Source organism: Yersinia sp. 1252 StPb PI (assembly GCF_048593885.1).
Lineage (GTDB): Bacteria > Pseudomonadota > Gammaproteobacteria > Enterobacterales > Enterobacteriaceae > Yersinia > Yersinia enterocolitica_E.
Genome location: NZ_JAZGQE010000013.1, coordinates 1 through 17,630, shown reverse-complemented (window position 1 = coordinate 17,630; position 17,630 = coordinate 1). Strand labels below are relative to the sequence as shown.

Here is a 17,630-nt window from a genome sequence, read left to right as displayed (position 1 = left end):
GCTGTTCCTTCCTGCTACAGTTTATTACGCGTTATCGCCAAACCAACAGATATTACGTGCAGCCATAATCAGCTCGCCGGCTTGCTCATCGCTAAGCCCTTCAATATCTGCCAGATCGTCGATACCCTGCTCGGCAAGATCTTCCAGCGTACACACACCGCGCGCAGCCAATTTGAATGCCATGCTACGTTCCAGACCCGCCAGGTTCAGCAGATCATCAGCGGGTTTTTGGTCGCCAAGACTTTCTTCTTGTGCCAGGGCCAGCGTGGTCAATGCAGCTTTGGCGCGATCACGCAGCGCTTCAACCGTATCTTCGTCAAGACCATCGATTTCCAGAAGTTCTTTCATTGGCACGTAAGCCAATTCTTCCAGAGAAGAGAAACCTTCCTCTACCAATATGGTGGCAAAGTCCTCATCGATATCAAGATATTTGGTGAAGGTATCAATAGCGGCATGAGCTTCGGCCTGATGCTTCGCCTGAAGATCGTCCGCCGTCATTACGTTCAGTTCCCAGCCACTCAGTTGTGCTGCTAAACGTACGTTCTGGCCGTTACGGCCAATTGCCTGGGCCAAGTTGCTGGCTTCAACGGCAACATCCATCGTGTGTCTGTCTTCATCAACCACAATAGACGCAACATCAGCTGGCGCCATGGCATTAATAACAAACTGGGCTGGATTATCATCCCACAATACAATATCAATGCGCTCGCCGCCAAGCTCGCTGGAAACAGCCTGAACTCGGGCACCACGCATACCGACACAAGCACCGACTGGATCGATACGTTTGTCGTTGGTTTTGACCGCAATTTTAGCACGCGAGCCAGGATCACGGGCGGCAGCTTTAATTTCGATCAATTCTTCGCCAATTTCTGGCACTTCAATACGGAACAGTTCGATCAGCATTTCAGGACGTGAACGGCTGACAAATAACTGAGCACCGCGAGCTTCTGGACGCACGTCATACAGAACACCACGGATACGGTCGCCTGGACGGAAGTTTTCACGCGGTAGCATGTCTTCACGGCCAATAACGGCTTCAGCATTGTTACCCAGATCCAGTGCAATACTGTCACGGTTAACTTTTTTCACCACACCGGTAACAATTTCGCCCAGATACTGACGGAACTGATCAACCACCATAGCACGTTCGGCTTCACGTACTTTCTGTACGATGACCTGTTTAGCTGTTTGGGTTGTGATACGGTCAAAAGTAACAGATTCAATCTGGTCTTCGACATAATCACCCAACTGGAGGGTTGGATCTTCATATTGAGCCGCATCCAACGTGATTTCACGCGTTGGCATGGTAACTTCGTCAACTGCGACCCAACGGCGGAAAGTGTCGAAATCACCGGTTTTACGGTCGATGCTGACGCGAACTTCAATTTCTTGTTCGTATTTTTTCTTGGTCGCTGTCGCTAGAGCGGTTTCCAACGCCTCAAAAATCTTCTCGCGCGGAAGGGATTTCTCATTGGAAACTGCTTCTACAACAGCCAGAATCTCTTTGTTCATCCTAGTTGCCTCATCCAAACTTTAAAAGTGGGGTACCAGGTTCGCTTTCTGGATGTTGCTCAGCGCGAACACTTCATCTTTTCCATCCACAGTAACCGTGATCATTTCACCATCAACGGCTTTAATAATGCCCTGCCATTTACGGCGGTTCTGCATTGCCATACGCAAAACCAAAGTGACTTCTTCACCGAGGTAACGAGTATAGTGTTCAGCGGTGAACATAGGGCGATCAAGGCCCGGAGAGGAAACTTCTAAGTTGTAAGCGACCGTAATTGGATCTTCTACGTCCAATACAGCGCTGACCTGGTGGCTGACATCAGCACAAGCATCAACAGTGATTCCGTCGTCACTATCAATATAGATTCGTAGCGTCGATTGGCGCCCCCGGATGAACTCGATGCCGACTAATTCATAGCCTAAGGCCTCAACCGGTGCTGAAATTATCTCTGTTAACTTTTGTTCTAATGTGGACAAGCCCACCCCCAAGACATAAAAAAAGGGCCTAATAGCCCAGTGATTCTGCTGTCAAATAACAAAAAACCCCGAAATTCGGGGCTTTATGCAACTGGACCCTGTTTGCCGCAAAGCGGCTTCGGTACAACTTTCTGACAAGTATTTTTTTCAAATTGAAATCGAAAGTATCTGAGGTCTACCGAATACAACATTTGAAAAAAAACACTTTAGGAAAGTGGTTGCGGGGGCCGGATTTGAACCGACGACCTTCGGGTTATGAGCCCGACGAGCTACCAGGCTGCTCCACCCCGCGTCCGAAAACGTGGCAAATATTACGTTGATAACGACAAAAAAGCAAGTTATCTGACTGATTTGGTACCGAGGACGGGACTTGAACCCGTAAGCCCAATCGGGCACTACCACCTCAAGGTAGCGTGTCTACCAATTCCACCACCCCGGCACTGATTCAACTGGTTGTTTTTACTATTTAAGTCGTCACAACCATTTTAAAACTTTTTTCTATCGTTACTACTTACTGCTGGCAAAACATTACTGCGGGATATCGCTACTTGGCTTAGCTGGTGCTACTGGAGCTGTAGTCTGCTCAGTTTTTGCAGGCGTACCCAAGTTTTCCCACTCGCTGCCTGTATGGCCCTGGTTGGTGCTCATATTGCCCAGAATCAAGCTAATGACGAAGAACAGCGTCGCCAATAAAGCCGTCATGCGAGTCATAAAGTTACCGGAACCATTCGAACCGAACAGAGTTGCAGACGCACCTGCTCCGAATGAGGCTCCCATATCCGCGCCTTTACCTTGCTGCAACATGATCAGAGCAACTAGCCCAATCGAAATCAGCAAGAAAAATACCAGAAGAGCTTCGTACATAGTTGTACCTGTATCCTTGCGGATTCACCGCATGCCAAATGCTTTTCACCCATCAGCGGGGACTTATTCACCCACTTAAGCGGGTGTGAATACTAACCAAAGCGCATAGTACACGCAAGGGCAATTTCACAACACGAGTTCATTTGCAGAAAAAAACGTCAAGTTATTCAACTTCAGCGCAATTTATGGGGGAAAGAGTCACACCCTCCCCCATAAAAACACCATTAACCTGCCGCTTTCACCGCATCTGCGATCCGGTTTGCCATTTCAGCAATCAATGATTCTTCAGCATCACCTTCAACCATCACGCGGATTAATGGTTCGGTACCTGATTTACGCAACAGAACGCGGCCACGCTCGCCCAATTCTTTTTCAACCTGGTGGTTAACTTCTTTAACTTTCTCTGATTCCAGTGGGTCATGATCGCCGGAGAAACGCACATTGACCAGAATTTGTGGCATCAATTTCATGCCACTGCACAGGTCATGTAGGCTCATATGGTTACGCACCATCGCCGTCAGCACTTGCAGACCAGCAACAATGCCGTCACCGGTGGTAGTTTTATCCAACAAAATCACGTGGCCTGAGTTTTCAGCACCAATACGCCAGCCTTTCTCTTGCATGGCTTCCAGCACGTAGCGGTCGCCCACTTTGGCACGAACAAAAGGAATGCCGAGCTGTTTCAGTGCAAGCTCTAGGCCCATATTACTCATTAGCGTACCAACCGCACCGCCTTTCAGTTGGCCCTGACGCAAGCCTTCGCGCGCGATGATATACAAAATCTGGTCGCCATCAACCTTGTTGCCCAGATGATCAACCATCATCAAGCGGTCACCATCACCGTCAAATGCCAGGCCAACATGTGCCTCTTCAGCCAGCACACGCGCTTGCAGCAAGCGAACATCCGTGGCACCACATTCTTCATTGATATTCATGCCATCAGGTTCACAGCCGATGGTGATAACATTTGCCCCGAGTTCACGTAATACACTTGGGGCGATGTGATAGGTGGCACCATTGGCGCAATCGACCACAATTTTTAACTCTTTCAGGCTAAGTTCGCTCGGGAAGGTGCCTTTACAGAACTCAATGTAGCGCCCGGCCGCATCCACGATACGGTTAGCTTTACCCAATTCGGCAGATTCAACGCAGGTTAATGGTTTTTCCATTTCTGCTTCAATGGCCTCCTCCACATCATCAGGCAGTTTGGTGCCATCAATTGAGAAGAATTTAATGCCATTATCTTCGAAAGGGTTATGGGACGCTGAAATAACAATACCGGCTTCAGCGCGGAAAGTTCGGGTCAGATAAGCAACAGCAGGGGTCGGCATCGGGCCGGTAAATGATGCCGATAGCCCAGCGGCAGCCAAGCCGGCTTCCAGCGCCGATTCCAACATGTAGCCGGAAATACGCGTATCTTTACCGATGATAATTTTACGAGAACCATGTCGAGCCAGAACTTTACCGGCAGCCCAGCCGAGCTTTAATACAAAATCAGGCGTAATCGGACTCTCACCCACTTTGCCGCGAATGCCATCTGTACCAAAGTATTTACGGTTACTCATAATTTTTGTTTATCCCTTCGCTGAAAGTGTTGCCTCGACGATACGCATCGCCTCGACAGTTTCTTTGACATCATGCACTCGGACAATCTGTGCGCCTTGCATAGCGGCAATGACAGCACAAGCGACACTCCCGATGACCCGCTGTTGTGGCGGAACATGTAATAACTGACCCACCATCGATTTTCGCGACATTCCCACTAACAATGGCAACCCAAAATGGTGCAGTTCAGCCAGTCGCGCCAATAACTGATAATTATGCGCCAAATCTTTACCGAAACCGAAGCCTGGGTCGAGTAACAATTTACTTTTTGCGATACCGGCCGCAACACAGCGAGCGATATGGTATTCAAAGAACTGGTTTACATCAGCCAGTAAATCATCGTAATGCGGTGACTGCTGCATACTTTGCGGTTGCCCCTGCATATGCATCAGGCACACCGGCAGACCGGTTTTTGCCGCAGCGTCAAGCGCACCTGGCTCTTGTAATGAGCGGATATCATTAATCAGATGGGCGCCAGCTTGAGCAGATTCAGTGATAACCGCCGCTTTAGAGGTATCTACAGATAACCAAATATCAAAGCGCTTGGCTAATGCCTCGACAACTGGCACTACCCGATCAAGCTCCTCCTGCTCACTCACTTGTGCAGCACCAGGACGGGTGGACTCGCCACCAATATCAATCAGCGTAGCACCTGCTGATAACATCAATTGGGCATGCTGTAATGCTTTATCAATATTATTGTGATGTCCACCATCCGAAAACGAATCCGGGGTGACATTCAAGATACCCATAACTTGTGGGAGAGAGAGATCCAGAACACGATCTCTGGCAGTTAACTGCATGTAATTACGCCTCAAAAGTGGCAATTCACTTTAATTTTATACCCAAAGTCATTGCGTTGCAGCAAGGCAAACCGAACAAGCCCCGATGAACAGACCAAAGTTCAGTGATTCAAGTGGGAACCGCAGCAACGCCAAGTAAGCAGGATATGACAGAAAAAGAAAAACCCCGGGCAAGCCCGAGGTTTATATTAATCACAACGCTTTTAGATGCCAACAGTTGACTTACTTATCGCCCAACTGTTCTGACATGGTATTTGAATTGCCTGGCGTTGGTACATTTGGCTCATCAACCGGCGTTGGTGCCTTTGGTGTGCTGTCATTGTCAGATGATTTATTCTTGGTCGCATCATCCCAACCCGCTGGCGGGCGAACTTCTTTGCGATTCATCAAATCATCAATCTGCGGTGCATCAATCGTTTCATACTTCATCAAAGCATCTTTCATGGTATGCAGAACATCCATATTTTCCATCAGCAAAGTACGTGCACGCTGATAGTTACGCTCGACAAGTAATTTAACTTCCTGATCGATAATACGCGCGGTTTCATCAGACATATGCTTGGCTTTTGCCACAGAACGGCCAAGGAATACCTCGCCTTCTTCTTCAGCATACAGCAACGGCCCCAGTTTTTCGGAGAAGCCCCACTGCGTCACCATGTTACGCGCGATAGACGTGGCAACTTTGATATCATTCGATGCACCGGTAGAGACTTTTTCCGGCCCGTAAATTATCTCTTCAGCAAGACGACCACCGTATAAGGTAGAGATCTGGCTTTCCAGTTTCTGACGGCTAGCGCTGATAGCATCACCTTCCGGCAGGAAGAATGTTACACCCAACGCACGACCACGTGGAATAATGGTCACTTTATGTACTGGGTCATGTTCAGGTACCAGACGACCGATGATCGCATGGCCTGCTTCATGATAAGCCGTTGATTCTTTTTGTGCTTCTGTCATTACCATGGAGCGACGTTCCGCACCCATCATAATTTTATCTTTCGCTTTCTCAAACTCAGCCATCGAAACAACACGCTTGTTACCACGAGCAGCAAACAACGCGGCTTCGTTGACCAGGTTAGCCAGGTCAGCACCAGAGAAGCCTGGTGTACCACGTGCGATAACTGAAGCATCGATATCGGTATCTAATGGCACGCGGCGCATATGAACTTTCAGAATCTGTTCACGACCACGGACATCAGGTAAGCCAACCACAACCTGACGGTCAAAACGACCTGGACGCAGTAACGCCGGGTCAAGAACGTCTGGACGGTTAGTTGCTGCGATGACGATGATGCCTTCATTGCCTTCAAAGCCATCCATTTCAACCAGCATTTGGTTCAGTGTCTGTTCACGTTCATCATGACCACCACCCAAACCAGCGCCACGTTGACGGCCTACCGCATCGATTTCATCGATAAAGATGATACAAGGTGCGGCTTTTTTAGCCTGCTCAAACATGTCACGGACACGGGATGCACCCACACCAACGAACATTTCTACGAAGTCAGAACCAGAAATAGTGAAGAATGGCACTTTAGCTTCACCTGCAATGGCTTTCGCCAGCAAGGTTTTACCTGTCCCTGGAGGACCAACCATCAATACGCCTTTCGGAATCTTACCGCCCAGTTTTTGGAAGCGGCTTGGCTCACGCAGATAGTCAACCAATTCACTGACTTCTTCTTTTGCTTCGTCGCAACCGGCCACATCAGCAAAAGAGGTTTTTATTTGATCTTCTGTCAGCATGCGGGCTTTGCTCTTGCCAAAGGACATCGCCCCTTTGCCGCCGCCACCTTGCATTTGACGCATAAAGAAGATCCAGACCCCAATCAACAACAACATTGGGAACCAGGAAATAAAGATAGAGGCCAGCAAGCTCGGCTCTTCCGGTGGCTCACCAACAACTTTCACATTTTTAGTCAATAAGGTATCTAACAGCTTTGGATCGTTGACCGGAATGAAAGTCGTATATTTGCTGTTATCTTTCTTACTGACGTTAATTTCACGCCCATTAATACGCGCTTCACGAACCTGTTCTTGGGTTACGTCGGACATGAAAGTAGAGTAATCCACTTTACGGCCATTCGATTCGCTGGGTCCAAAGCTCTGGAATACAGACATCAGTACGACTGCAATAACTAACCAGAGAATTAGGTTTTTCGCCATGTCACTCAAGGGATTAACCTCATATTACAACTGTGTTAACAAACAGCGTTAGGGTACTACAGTTTCCGCCCTGTCGCTACAATGTACACTTCACGCGATCGCGCACGAGAAGCGTCTGGCTTACGAATCTTAACTTTCGTAAACAGGGAGCGAATTTCCCGTAGGTATTCATCAAAGCCATCTCCCTGAAACACCTTCACCAGGAAACTTCCGCCTGGCGCAAGTACATCACGACACATATCTAAAGCTAATTCAACCAGATACATTGATTTAGGTATATCGACTGCCGGAGTACCACTCATATTCGGGGCCATATCACACATGACCACCTGAACTTTTTTATCCCCAACACGCTCAAGTAAAGCTTTCAGGACGAGTTCATCACGAAAATCGCCCTGAAGGAAATCGACACCAACGATAGGATCCATTGGTAGAAGATCACATGCGATGACCCGCCCTTTACCGCCTATTTGGGTTACTGCATATTGGGACCAACCGCCGGGTGCAGCGCCTAAATCGACTACTGTCATACCGGGTTTAAAAAGTTTATCGTTCTGTTGTATTTCATCAAGTTTAAACCAGGCGCGGGAGCGTAGCCCCTTTTTCTGTGCCTGAATTACATATTTATCGCTAAAGTGTTCTTGTAACCAGCGACTAGAGCTAGCCGAACGCTTTTTATTAGACATCTCTTTTTCCAACTATCTTAATTAAGAGCCCGCGCATCTGTTGCTTAGCTCGCGTAAACTCCCCATCGACGTAGACCGATTTGGTGATACACATGAGATGGCGGTAGAATGAACCGTTTTCAATCCCAACTTAAGCAAAAAAGACGATGAATCTGAATAACAAACAAAAACAGCACCTGAAAAGCCTGGCCCATCCATTAAAGCCAGTAGTCATGCTGGGCAATAACGGGTTAACCGAAGGGGTGCTGGCTGAAATCGAACAAACGCTGGAACATCATGAACTTATTAAGGTGAAGATCACTGCTGAAGAGCGTGAAACCAAAGCCCTAATTGCTGATGCCATCGTGCGTGAGACCGGTGCCGTTAACGTCCAAATCATCGGTAATATTTTAGTGCTCTATCGCCCAGCGAAAGAGCGGAAAATTATTTTACCGCGTTAATGACGCTTGTTTTAGAGAAAAGGTGCCATGCACTTTGTTCTGATAAAAGGCCGCAAGCGGCCTTTTACTTTTCTTTACAACTTCATTTTTGAGAAATAACGCGTAATAGCTGCTCAGATGGACAAGTATTACACATAATCCACGCTAAGAATTTCATATTCTACTTCGCCGCCTGGAGTTCGAATAACAACGACGTCATCGACTTCCTTACCAATCAGGCCACGAGCGATAGGTGAGTTAACCGAAATAAGATTTTGTTTAAAATCCGCTTCATCATCACCCACAATCCGGTATTGCTGCTCTTCTTCGCTATCCACATTTAATACACGAACCGTGGCACCAAAAATAACGCGGCCATTATTAGGCATTCTGGTGATATCAATCACCTGCGCATTAGAGAGTTTTGCTTCTATTTCTTGAATCCGGCCTTCACAGAACCCTTGTTGCTCGCGGGCTGCATGATATTCCGCATTTTCTTTCAAGTCACCGTGTTCGCGGGCAGTGGCGATATCAGCAATAATTTTAGGGCGACGAACGCCTTTTAAAAAATCCAGCTCTTCACGCAGTTTCTCTGCGCCATTTACCGTCATCGGAATCTGTTTCATCTTTTAAATACCTCTAAATCTATCCTGTTCAAAAAACCGTCATCCTAACGTTTTCGAATGAAAATGCGGCTAGTTTGATAGCCTACCCGCCTCCAGGCGATAAACAAAAAAAATCACCCCGGAGCCAAAACCCCAAGTCAGGATCAATTCTGCATTTTGATATGCATTTTAACGTAGAGTTCCTTTAGGGTCATCGTTTACTTTCGCCCTCGTTGCACCGTAGTATGGCAACACGTTATTCAGCAGTTATACCGAAATTATGCATTTTTCACGAATTGTCAGTGGATTGGCCTGTGCTATTGCGATCAATATCAGCATATCTAACGCCAATGCGGCTCAGGTCGAAAATTACACACAGTATCTGCCTGATGGGGCAAATCTTGCGTTAGTAGTACAAAAAATCGGGGCTACGACCCCAGCAATAGACTATCACGCTCAGCAGATGGCCTTACCCGCCAGTACGCAAAAAGTCCTGACCGCATTGGCCGCTTTGCTACAGCTTGGACCTGATTTTCGCTTCAATACCACACTAGAAAGTCACGGTCCGATCACCGACGGTGTGTTGCGCGGCAATTTAGTTGCACGTTTTGATGGTGACCCCACTTTAACACGCCAGCAGTTGCGTAATATGGTGGCTACGCTAAGAAAAGCCGGTGTAAAACAAGTTGCAGGTGATTTGATCATTGATACGTCGGTTTTTGCCAGCCACGACAAAGCACCCGGTTGGCCGTGGAACGATATGACACAATGTTTTAGTGCCCCACCTGCGGCGGCCATTGTCGATCGTAACTGTTTTTCAGTCTCACTATACAGCGCACCTAATCCGGGTGACATGGCATTTATCCGAGTTGCATCCTATTATCCGGTGCAAATGTTCAGTGAAGTACGTACTTTAGCTAAAGGTTCACCAGATGCGCAATATTGCGAGTTAGATGTCGTTCCAGGCGAATTAAACCGATTCACGCTTACCGGATGCCTGACACAACGCAGTGAACCGCTGCCTCTGGCCTTTGCAGTACAAAATGGTGCCAGCTATGCCGGTGCCATCTTGAAAGATGAACTGAAAAAAGCGGATATTCAGATTGACGGCAGCCTACGCCGGCAGACGACCCCCAATGCCGCTGGCACCGTGCTAGCGCAAGCGCAGTCAGCACCGTTACATGACTTACTGAAAATCATGTTGAAAAAGTCTGACAACATGATTGCCGATACCGTATTCAGGACCATTGGTCATCAGCGATTTGGTGTACCGGGCACATGGCGCGCCGGTGCCGATGCGGTGCGTCAGGTTCTGCGCCAGAAGGCCGGTGTGGATCTGGGGAACAGTATTGTCGTGGATGGATCGGGTTTGTCACGTCATAATCTCATTTCACCGGCAACCATGATGCAAGCTTTGCAATATATAGCTCAACATGATCAAGAACTTAATTTTATCTCAATGCTCCCATTATCGGGCTATGACGGTACATTACGTTATCGTGGTGGCCTGCATGAAGCGGGTGTTGATGGCAAAGTTTCGGCCAAAACCGGTGCACTACAAGGCGTATACAATCTGGCCGGATTTATTACTACCGCCAGTGGGCAACGCATGGCATTTGTCCAATTCTTGTCGGGTTACGCCGTACCACCTGAAGATCAAAAAAATCGTCGGGCACCTTTGGTTCGCTTCGAAAGCCGCCTGTATAAAGACATCTATCAGAATAATTAAAAATTATGAAACTACTGATTGTTGAAGATGATGAACTGCTGCAACGCGGGATAGCTATGGCCCTGACCAATCAGGGCTATGCCTGTGACTGTGCCGGTACCGCAGCCGAAGCGCACAGTTTATTACACACCAGTCAGTACAGCATGGTAATCCTCGATCTCGGCCTGCCGGATCAAGATGGTGCCGTGTTGTTGCGTCAATGGCGGCGCCAGCATGTCACCTTACCGGTACTTATCCTCACCGCCCGTGATGCACTGGAAGATCGGGTTGACGGGCTGGATGCCGGTGCTGACGATTACCTTATCAAACCTTTCGCGTTAGCCGAGTTACTGGCACGCGTTCGCGCATTGATTCGTCGTTATCAGGGGCAAAGTGACAATTTGGTGCAACAAGATGACCTGAGCCTTAACTTATCAACACAGCAAGTCTGTTTGCAGGATCAGCCGCTGGAAGTCACGCCCAAGGAGTTTGCGATCCTCTCGCGCTTAATTATGCGGGCCGGTCAAACCGTTAACCGTGAGTTATTACAGCAGGATCTGTATACCTGGAATGATGATCTCGGCTCCAATACGCTAGAAGTGCATATCCATAATCTTCGCCGCAAATTAGGCAAAGATCGTATTCGTACCGTAAGGGGTATTGGCTATCGTCTGGAGGCACAATCATGATCAGTATGCGACGCCGTCTGATTTTAATGCTGGCGTTAATATTATTGGTTACCCAGTTGATCAGTGCCTTTTGGTTATGGCATGAAAGTCAGGAGCAAATCAGCTTCCTGGTTGATGAAACCCTTAGCGCACAAGCGCGTAATGAGCGGGTTGATACGGAAATAGCGGAAGCCATTGCATCACTGCTTGCGCCGTCGCTCATCATGATGGCCATCACCCTTTTGCTCTCTTTCTGGGCGATCAGTTGGATTATTCGTCCACTGGATCAATTGCAAAAAAAGCTGGCTGAACGTTCAGCCGATAATCTCACCCCAGTGATTGTTAAGAGCGATATGCAAGAAATCGTCTCTGTAACATCGACACTTAACCAGTTGTTATTCCGGCTCTCTAATACTATTGCGCAAGAACGCCTGTTCACTGCCGATGCCGCACATGAGTTACGCACACCTCTGGCCGGGATTCGTCTGCACCTTGAGTTGATGGAACAACAAGGGATCACTGAAAGTAACTCATTGATTAGTCGCATCGACTTATTGATGCATACTATTGAACAGTTACTGACACTCTCCAGAGCAGGCCAAAATTTTGCTAGTGGCCTATATCAATCTCTTGATTGGACTGAAAATGTGGTGCAGCCACTGCAAGATGAATTACAGGAAATGTGTGATCTTCGGCAACAAACTATCCAGTGGGAATTTCCGCCTTATGCCAAGACAGAAGGTGACGCCACGCTACTGCGCCTGATGTTGCGAAATCTGGTTGAAAATGCCCATCGTTATAGCCCGGTTGGTAGCCAGATTTCAGTCAAACTCGTTACTGAAAACTTGGGTGCCATTCTGCAAGTGATGGATGAAGGGCCGGGAATAAAACCAGAACAGGCGGGTGAACTGACTCAAGCGTTTCGTCGTATGGATCAACGCTATGGCGGCAGTGGGTTAGGGCTAAATATCGTGATCCGTATTGTTCAACTGCACCAAGGCAGGTTAACACTGGAGAACCGCCCAGACCGTTCAGGACTGCAGGCGCAATGCTGGATACCTGCCGTCACCCATGGCACGGCGTTACCTCCATTTAGCTAGTGTCGCCCATTAGGTGTTCAAATAAAAGGGCCGCCACAGGTGAAGTGGCAGCCCTCATTTATACTCATAACAACGTTATGACTCACAACAACCGGAAATTTAACGTTCGTAGATAAACTCTACGCCGTCATCATCTTCCTCATCCCAATCGTCGTCATCTTCTTCTACCGCTGCCGCTTCCACTTCAGCCAGTTGTTCACGGTGATAATCATCCCACATGAATTCAACTTTTTCTGGCGCACTTTCTGCAATGGCCATAGCTTTAGGTTGGGTGTTAAGGAATTTCATGACATCCCAGCACAGCGCATTTACATTGTCGCGATTTGCTGCGGAAATCATGTAGTACTTATCTTCCCATCCCAGCGCTTCTACAATGGCCTTAGCGCGGACCTCAGCTTCTTCTGTACCTATCAGGTCAATCTTATTGAAAACAAGCCAGCGTGGCTTCTCTGCAAGATTTTCGCTGTATTGCTGTAACTCATTAACGATGACTTTGGCATTCTCAATCGGATCTGATTCATCGATCGGAGCCAGATCAACCAAGTGCAACAGTACACGACAACGTTCCAGATGCTTCAGGAAGCGAATACCCAGACCAGCACCGTCTGATGCGCCTTCGATCAAACCGGGGATATCGGCAACCACAAAGCTCTGCTCATGATCCATTCGTACCACACCCAGACTTGGGATCAATGTCGTAAATGGATAATCAGCTACTTTTGGTTTAGCCGCAGAAACCGCACGAATAAAGGTGGATTTACCCGCGTTTGGCAAACCTAACATCCCCACATCAGCCAGCAGCAACAACTCAAGCATCAATTCACGTGTTTCGCCTTCAGTACCCATGGTTTTCTGGCGTGGCGCACGATTTACCGATGATTTGAATCGAGTGTTCCCTAACCCATGGAACCCCCCTTTCGCGACCATCAGAACCTGACCATGGCGGGTCATATCACCCACAATCTCACCCGTACCCTGATCCAGTACGCGGGTACCAACCGGGACTTTAATGGTGATATCTTTACCACGTTTGCCGGTACAGTCACGGCTCTGGCCATTCTGCCCACGTTCAGCACGGAAAGACTTCACAAAACGGTAATCAATCAGCGTGTTAAGGTTTTCATCGGCCAGCAGGTAAATATCGCCACCATCACCACCATCACCACCGTCAGGACCACCATTAGGGATATATTTTTCGCGGCGGAAGCTGACACAACCGTTACCACCGTCACCGGCTACAACCAAAATCGTAGCTTCATCAACAAACTTCATTTACTTTCTCCGTAAATCATTCACCGGGCCGCTGCTTTTGCGGAGCAACCAGGTTTATTTCTGTCCGACGTGGCCACCAACGATGTCCAATTGCGGAAAACATTGCGCCGGCCACTACCACGAATGCGCCTGCGTATCCCACAAGATTGAGGGACGGTGCAGCAAACATTTCTGGCCAGGCCAGCGCCAATAGAATTGAAAAAAACAAGGTAAACAACGGCGTCAATGTGACAAGTGCGCTTACCTGAGCTGCCTGCCAGCGCGCCATGGCCTCAGCCAAAGCACCGTAACCCACCAGGGTATTAACCCCACAAAATAGTAAACAGGCAAACTGCCACCCATTTAGCTGAAAAATAACGGCTGGTTTCGCCATTGGGAATAATGCAATTGCACATAAAGTGTACAACAATAATAGGATTTGTTGCGATGCCATACGCCTTAATAGCACCTTCTGGGCGACACCATAGCTGACCCAAACAACCGCTGCACAGACACCCAATGCCACGCCAAGCGTATAATCAGTCAAACGGGTAAAGATTTCATGCAGACTGGTATTAAAAAATAACAACAAGCCGCAAATCAGCATACCCGCACCAATAACCTGGGTAATGCGCATCCGCTCTTTTAAAATCAACACACTGGCAACCATCATACCGACTGGTGATAATTGCCCGATAACCTGGGATGCCGTCGGACTTAGATATTGTAATGATGAACTGAAGAAGATGAAATTCCCCAGCAGGCCACACGTCGCAACTATCAGTAATACCAGCCAGCGACGTTGGCGAAAAAGTGTAAGCGAGGGTAGCTGACGACGCGAAGCCAGAATAATCCCCAAGCCGATAGCCGCCATCGTGAAGCGATACCAAACAATGGTAAAAGGCTCCATCACCTCAAGCACTTGCTTCATTGCGATCGGCAAGGCACCCCAGAATACGGCAGTGGTTAGTGCCAAAAAAATACCTAAACCAGCCTGCTGCTTCGTATCCATTTTTTACCGAAGGGGGTTAACCCTGAAATGTAAAAAGCCCCGCAACGAAATTGCAGGGCTTACATCTATTTACAGGACGCGAAAAACTTATACAGCTTCGATGCTGATAAATTTACGGTTTTTCGGGCCTTTAACTTCGAACTTGACTTTACCGTCAGCCAAAGCAAACAGAGTATGGTCTTTACCGCAACCTACGTTGGTGCCTGCATGGAACTTAGTTCCACGTTGACGAACGATGATGCTGCCTGCCAGAACTGCTTCGCCGCCAAAACGTTTTACGCCAAGACGTTTACTTTCGGAGTCACGACCGTTACGAGTCGAGCCACCAGCCTTTTTATGTGCCATTTATCCGCTCTCCTAAATCTTAAGCGCTGATACCGGTGATTTTAACATCAGTGAACCACTGACGATGACCTTGCTGCTTACGGTAATGCTTACGACGACGGAATTTAACAATCTTAATCTTCTCGCCACGACCGTGAGCAATTACTTCAGCCTTGATCTTGCCACCATCGACTAAAGGAGCGCCGATATTGATTTCTTCACCGTTAGCAATCATCAGAACTTGGTCAAACTCAACAGTTTCACCAGTTGCGATGTCCAGCTTTTCCAGGCGAATGGTTTGACCTTCGCTTACTCGGTGTTGTTTACCACCACTTTGGAAAACCGCGTACATATAAAACTCCGCTTTCCGTGCACTCCACTTTTGTAGTCCAGAGCGCACTATAAATATTCACAATAGGGCGCGAATTCTACGCAAAAATGTAGTGAATGACAAGTATATAATCAGCCCAAGCGAAGAAAAAAAGCACAGTTTCTTACATCATGTTTATTTGATGGATTTTTCAAGTACAATCATAGTCTCAGGGAACGTCATGTAATAATGTGGGCGGTAATCTCATCGCAGTTAAAGAGAAAAACAGCTGAATATAACAATGAACCTAGAAAAGATTATCGAGTTAACCGCGCCGGATATGGCGGCAGTAAACACAACAATTCTCGACCAGTTGAACTCTGATGTTGTTCTCATCAATCAATTGGGCCATTACATTATCAGTGGTGGCGGGAAACGAATTCGCCCTATGATCGCCGTTTTGGTGGCCCGTGCGTTGCACTACCAAGGCAGTAAGCATATCACTGTCGCGGCATTGATTGAATTTATCCACACAGCGACCTTGCTGCATGATGATGTGGTCGATGAATCTGATATGCGCCGTGGTAAAGCGACGGCTAATGCGGCATTTGGTAATGCCGCCAGTGTATTGGTGGGCGACTATATCTATACGCGCTCATTCCAGATGATGACCGGCCTCGAATCACTGCGCGTTCTTACTTTGATGTCAGAAGCCACAAACGTTATTGCTGAAGGTGAAGTCTTACAGTTAATGAACTGTAATAACCCAGACATCACTGAAGAAAACTATATGCAGGTTATTTACAGCAAAACGGCTCGCTTGTTTGAGGCAGCCTCACAGTCTGCGGCCGTGCTGGCGGATGCCACTGAAACGCAGGAGTTGGCGTTACAGAATTATGGCCGTTATCTGGGTACTGCATTCCAGCTCATTGATGACCTGCTCGATTACAGCTCTGATGGCACCACTTTGGGTAAGAATACCGGTGACGACCTCAATGAAGGTAAACCTACATTGCCCCTACTGCATGCCATGCGTAATGGCACAGTGGAACAAGCAGCCATGATTCGGCAAGCAATTGAACAAGGCAATGGCCGCCATTTACTCGAACCCGTATTGGCTGCAATGCAGCAGTGTGGCTCACTTGACTATACCCGTCGGCGTGCAGAGGAAGAGGCTGACAAAGCTATTGCTGCGTTACAGATTCTCCCTGAAAGTGAATACCGTCTGGCTCTTGAGGGTTTAGCGCACATTGCCGTACAACGCGATTTTTGAGAAACCATTAAGAAACCCGCGCTTTGCCGCCCGGGTTTATCTTTTTTGCTATTAATCCAAACGTTTCATCAGTGTTCCTACCCCTTCCCGCAGCAAAAATGCAATAGCTCGCGAGCGCTCAGCATCAGTGAGTTGATTGTAAGCTTCAATCCATATAGCCAATGGGTCATTGCGCTGCACAACATATTCCGCGGGGGTTTCTTTCAAGCGTAAAACACTCAGTACATCAGATGGTAGCCCCTCGATAGCGTATTCTACCGCCTTTCCCTGCACCCCAAGTTTACGTCTTCGTTCCCAACCTTCCTTTCTGGCTCGACCATTAACCCCTGCAGGCGTTTTAGGCAACCCGCCAATACCAATAAGCTCAGCAGCGGTAATCCATTGTTTTTTCATATCCATTCTCTATCAATGAGCTGCTGTAGCAAGTTCCTGGCACAAAGTGCACATCTGGCGGGCTTAATCGATTCTCAATTGCTCGATCAGGCTTTTAGCTCCTTCACGAAAAATAAAGGTAATAACCTGCTCCCGTTCAGCCTCCGTAAAACGATAGTAAGCCTCTATCCATAGGGCTAATGGGTCTTGCCGTACTGGCGTATACTGTGCCGGCTCTTCTCTTAAATGTAATGAATTCAGTATGGTGCAAGGTAAACTTTCAACATGATACTCCACCGCCTTCCCTTGAACGCCACGACGACGGCGCTGTTCCCACCCCTCACGTTTCGCCATGAGGTTAATGCCTTGTGGTGATGAGGGTAATCCCTCAAGACCTGCCAGTTCCTTAGCGGCAAACCACTCTTTTTTCATGGTGTTGCTTCCTAATATGCGTTGCGACACAAAAAAGGAATATTTAGAA

General features: G+C 47.9%; 19 protein-coding genes and 2 tRNA genes. 5 read left to right on the top strand and 16 right to left on the bottom strand.

Features of this window, described 5'->3' with window-relative positions:
• Positions 1-24: 24 nt before the first annotated feature.
• From nusA to rlmE, 9 genes are all read right to left on the bottom strand, one after another.
• Complete coding sequence (gene nusA / locus V2A85_RS03730) at positions 25-1,512, bottom strand: transcription termination factor NusA (RefSeq protein WP_083160895.1); 1,488 nt, start codon at positions 1,510-1,512, stop codon at positions 25-27.
• A gap of 21 nt (positions 1,513-1,533) precedes the next feature.
• Positions 1,534-1,986, bottom strand: a complete 453-nt coding sequence (rimP, locus tag V2A85_RS03725; RefSeq protein WP_002222054.1) for a ribosome maturation factor RimP — start codon at positions 1,984-1,986, stop codon at positions 1,534-1,536.
• A 215-nt stretch (positions 1,987-2,201) separates the two neighbouring features.
• Positions 2,202-2,278, bottom strand: a tRNA-Met gene (locus V2A85_RS03720).
• A gap of 60 nt (positions 2,279-2,338) precedes the next feature.
• Positions 2,339-2,425: transfer RNA gene (locus tag V2A85_RS03715), tRNA-Leu, on the bottom strand.
• 89 nt (positions 2,426-2,514) lie between these two features.
• A complete protein-coding gene (gene secG, locus V2A85_RS03710) occupies positions 2,515-2,850 on the bottom strand; it encodes a preprotein translocase subunit SecG (protein ID WP_005186467.1) in 336 nt (111 codons plus the stop codon).
• A 224-nt stretch (positions 2,851-3,074) separates the two neighbouring features.
• Positions 3,075-4,415, bottom strand: coding sequence for a phosphoglucosamine mutase (glmM, locus tag V2A85_RS03705; RefSeq protein ID WP_420070902.1), 1,341 nt, complete (start codon positions 4,413-4,415; stop codon positions 3,075-3,077).
• Positions 4,416-4,424: 9 nt separating this feature from the next.
• Positions 4,425-5,258 (bottom strand): dihydropteroate synthase, encoded by an 834-nt coding sequence (gene folP, locus V2A85_RS03700; RefSeq protein WP_372557844.1) that lies wholly within the window; start codon positions 5,256-5,258, stop codon positions 4,425-4,427.
• A 222-nt stretch (positions 5,259-5,480) separates the two neighbouring features.
• Complete coding sequence (gene ftsH, locus V2A85_RS03695; RefSeq protein WP_083160903.1) at positions 5,481-7,421, bottom strand: ATP-dependent zinc metalloprotease FtsH; 1,941 nt, start codon at positions 7,419-7,421, stop codon at positions 5,481-5,483.
• Between the two features lie 56 nt (positions 7,422-7,477).
• Positions 7,478-8,107 carry a 23S rRNA (uridine(2552)-2'-O)-methyltransferase RlmE gene (rlmE, locus tag V2A85_RS03690; RefSeq protein WP_083160905.1) on the bottom strand — a complete coding sequence of 210 codons (630 nt, stop codon included), beginning with the start codon at positions 8,105-8,107 and terminating at the stop codon, positions 7,478-7,480.
• 146 nt (positions 8,108-8,253) lie between these two features.
• Between rlmE and yhbY the strand changes: the two genes are divergently transcribed.
• The gene (gene yhbY / locus V2A85_RS03685) at positions 8,254-8,547 is read left to right on the top strand and encodes a ribosome assembly RNA-binding protein YhbY (protein WP_004389225.1); all 294 of its coding nucleotides are present in this window, start codon (positions 8,254-8,256) and stop codon (positions 8,545-8,547) included.
• Between the two features lie 128 nt (positions 8,548-8,675).
• Here the strand turns inward: yhbY and greA are convergent, their stop codons facing one another.
• Complete coding sequence (gene greA, locus V2A85_RS03680; RefSeq protein ID WP_005186441.1) at positions 8,676-9,152, bottom strand: transcription elongation factor GreA; 477 nt, start codon at positions 9,150-9,152, stop codon at positions 8,676-8,678.
• Positions 9,153-9,411: 259 nt separating this feature from the next.
• Between greA and dacB the strand changes: the two genes are divergently transcribed.
• The 3 genes from dacB to pmrB are packed head-to-tail and all read left to right on the top strand — an operon-like array spanning position 9,412 to position 12,607.
• Positions 9,412-10,860, top strand: coding sequence for a serine-type D-Ala-D-Ala carboxypeptidase (gene dacB, locus V2A85_RS03675; RefSeq protein ID WP_420070901.1), 1,449 nt, complete (start codon positions 9,412-9,414; stop codon positions 10,858-10,860).
• Positions 10,861-10,865: 5 nt separating this feature from the next.
• A complete protein-coding gene (gene pmrA, locus V2A85_RS03670; RefSeq protein ID WP_005186436.1) occupies positions 10,866-11,528 on the top strand; it encodes a two-component system response regulator PmrA in 663 nt (220 codons plus the stop codon).
• The gene (gene pmrB, locus V2A85_RS03665) at positions 11,525-12,607 is read left to right on the top strand and encodes a two-component system sensor histidine kinase PmrB (protein ID WP_372557842.1); all 1,083 of its coding nucleotides are present in this window, start codon (positions 11,525-11,527) and stop codon (positions 12,605-12,607) included. Before pmrA ends, pmrB begins: the two co-directional genes overlap by 4 nt.
• 99 nt (positions 12,608-12,706) lie before the next feature.
• On the opposite strand, the gene cgtA is transcribed toward pmrB, so the two are convergent.
• The 4 genes from cgtA to rplU all read right to left on the bottom strand — a co-directional run bounded on the left by cgtA (position 12,707) and on the right by rplU (position 15,546).
• A complete protein-coding gene (gene cgtA / locus V2A85_RS03660; RefSeq protein ID WP_083160913.1) occupies positions 12,707-13,879 on the bottom strand; it encodes an Obg family GTPase CgtA in 1,173 nt (390 codons plus the stop codon).
• Between the two features lie 16 nt (positions 13,880-13,895).
• Positions 13,896-14,870, bottom strand: coding sequence for a DMT family transporter (locus V2A85_RS03655; RefSeq protein ID WP_372557841.1), 975 nt, complete (start codon positions 14,868-14,870; stop codon positions 13,896-13,898).
• An 87-nt stretch (positions 14,871-14,957) separates the two neighbouring features.
• Positions 14,958-15,215, bottom strand: coding sequence for a 50S ribosomal protein L27 (rpmA, locus tag V2A85_RS03650; protein ID WP_083160917.1), 258 nt, complete (start codon positions 15,213-15,215; stop codon positions 14,958-14,960).
• A gap of 19 nt (positions 15,216-15,234) precedes the next feature.
• Positions 15,235-15,546 carry a 50S ribosomal protein L21 gene (gene rplU, locus V2A85_RS03645; protein ID WP_005186422.1) on the bottom strand — a complete coding sequence of 104 codons (312 nt, stop codon included), beginning with the start codon at positions 15,544-15,546 and terminating at the stop codon, positions 15,235-15,237.
• A 259-nt stretch (positions 15,547-15,805) separates the two neighbouring features.
• On the opposite strand from rplU, the gene ispB reads away from it, so the two are divergent.
• Positions 15,806-16,777, top strand: coding sequence for an octaprenyl diphosphate synthase (gene ispB, locus V2A85_RS03640; RefSeq protein ID WP_372557840.1), 972 nt, complete (start codon positions 15,806-15,808; stop codon positions 16,775-16,777).
• Between the two features lie 51 nt (positions 16,778-16,828).
• Here ispB and V2A85_RS03635 read toward each other — a convergent pair whose 3' ends face one another.
• Both V2A85_RS03635 and V2A85_RS03630 read right to left on the bottom strand, forming a co-directional pair.
• Positions 16,829-17,170: a DNA-binding protein gene (locus V2A85_RS03635; RefSeq protein ID WP_372557839.1), complete on the bottom strand. Its 342-nt coding sequence runs from the start codon at positions 17,168-17,170 to the stop codon at positions 16,829-16,831.
• A 63-nt stretch (positions 17,171-17,233) separates the two neighbouring features.
• The gene (locus V2A85_RS03630; protein WP_420070911.1) at positions 17,234-17,581 is read right to left on the bottom strand and encodes a DNA-binding protein; all 348 of its coding nucleotides are present in this window, start codon (positions 17,579-17,581) and stop codon (positions 17,234-17,236) included.
• Positions 17,582-17,630: the final 49 nt, after the last annotated feature.